The sequence below is a fragment of the Nocardiopsis sp. TNDT3 genome (assembly GCF_003427465.1).
In the GTDB taxonomy this organism is placed as follows: domain Bacteria; phylum Actinomycetota; class Actinomycetes; order Streptosporangiales; family Streptosporangiaceae; genus Nocardiopsis; species Nocardiopsis dassonvillei.
The window spans coordinates 1-2,780 of the sequence record NZ_QPFC01000739.1 but is presented as its reverse complement, the minus strand read 5'-3'; the positions used below and the strand labels follow the sequence as shown (position 1 = coordinate 2,780).

3 protein-coding genes are annotated in these 2,780 nt (G+C 72.3%); 1 reads left to right on the top strand and 2 read right to left on the bottom strand.

The window, feature by feature from the left end:
* The first annotated feature begins 224 nt into the window (after positions 1–224).
* A complete protein-coding gene (locus tag DQW06_RS18245) occupies positions 225–461 on the top strand; it encodes a hypothetical protein (protein WP_013155191.1) in 237 nt (78 codons plus the stop codon).
* Positions 462–521: 60 nt separating this feature from the next.
* Here DQW06_RS18245 and DQW06_RS18240 read toward each other — a convergent pair whose 3' ends face one another.
* Together DQW06_RS18240 and DQW06_RS18235 are read right to left on the bottom strand one after the other, a co-directional pair.
* On the bottom strand, positions 522–2,168 hold the full coding sequence (locus tag DQW06_RS18240; RefSeq protein WP_013155190.1) for a DNA repair helicase XPB: 1,647 nt from the start codon (positions 2,166–2,168) through the stop codon (positions 522–524).
* Positions 2,169–2,471: 303 nt separating this feature from the next.
* Positions 2,472–2,780 (bottom strand): hypothetical protein (locus DQW06_RS18235; RefSeq protein WP_370449099.1); only part of this gene is annotated, 309 nt, incomplete at its 5' end.

Sequence of the window (2,780 nt, the reverse complement as noted above, 5' to 3'; positions counted from 1 at the left end):
GGGCGGGGGAGACGGGCATGGGGAGGACCTCCTGGCCGCTGGGGGGAGCTGCTGTGCCCTCATGATTGGACACGGAAGGGGTTCGTGTAAAGAGCGAACGGGGTGTGTGGCGCCAAAAACCGAATCCGACTCGGCGGATGTCCGACTGCGGCCGTTGACGGCGCGCCCCCGCCGAAACGGTACGGTCGGGGAGTACCGACCGCACCGAACGATCGGGGAACGACGTGTTCTGTGGTGATCCCGGCACATCCGGCTACACCGCGTGCGCCGCCCAGACCCAGCTCTTCGCGTTGGCCTCCGCCATCCCCGCCCTGCTCGGCATGGCGCTCCTCGTGGCGGCCTTCACCGCGCCGTCCGTGCGGGGCGACCGGCTCCTGCGCACCCGAACCCTGAGCTACTCCCTGGTGGCCTGGGGGATCGCCGCGGGCACCTACGTCATGGGCGGTCTGCCGTCCTTCTGAGCGACGCGAACCCCGGCCGGACGCGCCCCGCCGGGCCGCGTGCGGGGCCGCCCGCCCCGGTCAGATCTCCTCGCCCGACAGCAGGTCGCCGGCGTCGGTGATCCGGTAGGCGTACCCCTGCTCGGCCAGGAAGCGCTGCCGGTGCGCGGCGTAGTCCTGGTCGAGGGTGTCGCGCGCCACCACCGCGTAGAAGCGGGCGGCGCGGCCGTCGGCCTTGGGGCGCAGGACCCGGCCGAGCCGCTGCGCCTCCTCCTGCCGCGAGCCGAAGGACCCCGACACCTGCACCGCGACACCGGCCTCGGGCAGGTCGATGGAGAAGTTCGCGACCTTCGACACCACCAGCGTCCGCAGGTCCCCGGAGCGGAAGGCGTCGAAGAGGCGCTCGCGCTCCTTGTTGCGGGTCTCGCCCTTGATCACCGGCGCGCCCAGCGACGCGCCGAGCTCGTCCAGCTGGTCGATGTAGGAGCCGATGACCAGCACCTGCTCATCGGGGTGGCGCTCCACGATCTCCCGGACCACCGAGGTCTTGGTCTCGGAGGAGGCGCAGAACCGGTAGCGGTCCTCCGGCTCGGCGGTCGCGTACGCCAGCCGCTCGGCCTCCGACAGGTCCACCCGCACCTCGACGCAGTCCGCGGGGGCGATCCACCCCTGGTTCTCCATGTCCTTCCACGGCGCGTCGTAGCGCTTGGGGCCGATCAGCGAGAACACGTCGCCCTCGCGGCCGTCCTCGCGCACCAGGGTCGCGGTCAGGCCCAGTCGGCGCCGGGCCTGGAGGTCGGCGGTCATCCGGAAGATCGGCGCGGGCAGCAGGTGCACCTCGTCGTAGACGACCAGGCCCCAGTCGCGGGCGTCGAACAGCTCCAGGTGCGTGTACACGCCCTTGCGCCTGGCCGCCATGACCTGGTAGGTCGCGATGGTGACGGGGCGGATCTCCTTGCGGGTGCCCGAGTACTCGCCGATCTCGTCCTCGGTCAGCGAGGTGCGCCGCAGCAGCTCGGTCTTCCACTGGTGCACCGACACCGTGTTCGTCACCAGGATGAGCGTGGTCGCCCCGGTCATGGCCATCGCCGCCGCGCCGACCACGGTCTTTCCCGCGCCGCACGGCAGGACCACCACGCCGGACCCGCCCGCGTGGAAGCTCTCCGCGGCCTCCCTCTGGTAGCCGCGCAGCTCCCAGCCGTCCTGGTCGAGGTCGATGGGGTGCGCCTCGCCGTCCACGTACCCGGCCAGGTCCTCGGCGGGCCACCCGATCTTGAGCAGCGCCTGCTTGAGGTTGCCGCGCTCGCTCGGGTGCACGGCGACCGAGTCCTCGCCCAGCCGCTCGCCCAGCATGCCTTTGAGCTTCTTGGCGCGGACGACCTCCTCCAGCACGGCGCGGTCGGAGGACTCCAGGACCAGACCGTGCCGCGGGTCGCCCACGAGCCGCAGCCGCCCGTAGCGGTCCATCGTCTCGGCGATGTCCACCAGCAGCGAGTGCGGCACCGGGAACTTGGAGAACCGGATCAGCGCGTCCACGACCTGCTCGGCGTCGTGCCCGGCGGCACGGGAGTTCCACAGGGCCAGCGGTGTGATCCGGTAGGTGTGCACGTGTTCGGGCGCGCGTTCGAGTTCGGCGAAGGGGGCGATGGCCCGGCGGCACTCGCCGGCCAGCTCGTGGTCGACCTCCAGCAGGAGCGTCTTGTCGGACTGGACGATCAGGCAGGACAACACGGACCTTCAATCTCGCGGGGCGGGGGCGGCCACAGGTGCAACGCATCCGGGCCTCCGATCATGCCCGCGGGGCCCGTGCTCTCGTGGACCCCGCTGACCGGGCCGTTCGGGACCGCGGCCGCTCCCGGGGACGCCGCGGCCGCCGTACGGGGTGTAGCCGCCGGTCGGGTCCCCGCACGCGCCGCCTCCGTGACAGCCGGTGCCGCCGCCCGGGGGAGGACCGTGGCGCCGCCGGTCCACGCCCGTGCTCCTTCCGTGGAGCGCGGTGCGCGGCACCGGGGGGACCCGGCAGGGGCCCGGTCAGGAGGTGAACATGAGCATCACCATGGCCAGGACGACGACCGGGATGAGGAACAGGACGAACAGGGCGAAGTAGGCGAAGTTGCAGGCCCAGGTGTACCGGATGTACCGCTCCACCCGTTCGGGGTCGGGAAGCCTGCGCAGCGTCGCGATGCCGAACCAGACCCCGGGCACGTTCACCGCCAGCAGGAAGAACCAGAAGCCCAGGTACATCATCAGGATCGACGCCGCCGCGCTGAGGACGGCCACCACCAGCGCGGCCACGGCGCCGCCCACGCGGGCGGGAGGGGCCGCCGGGGGGACCGCCCC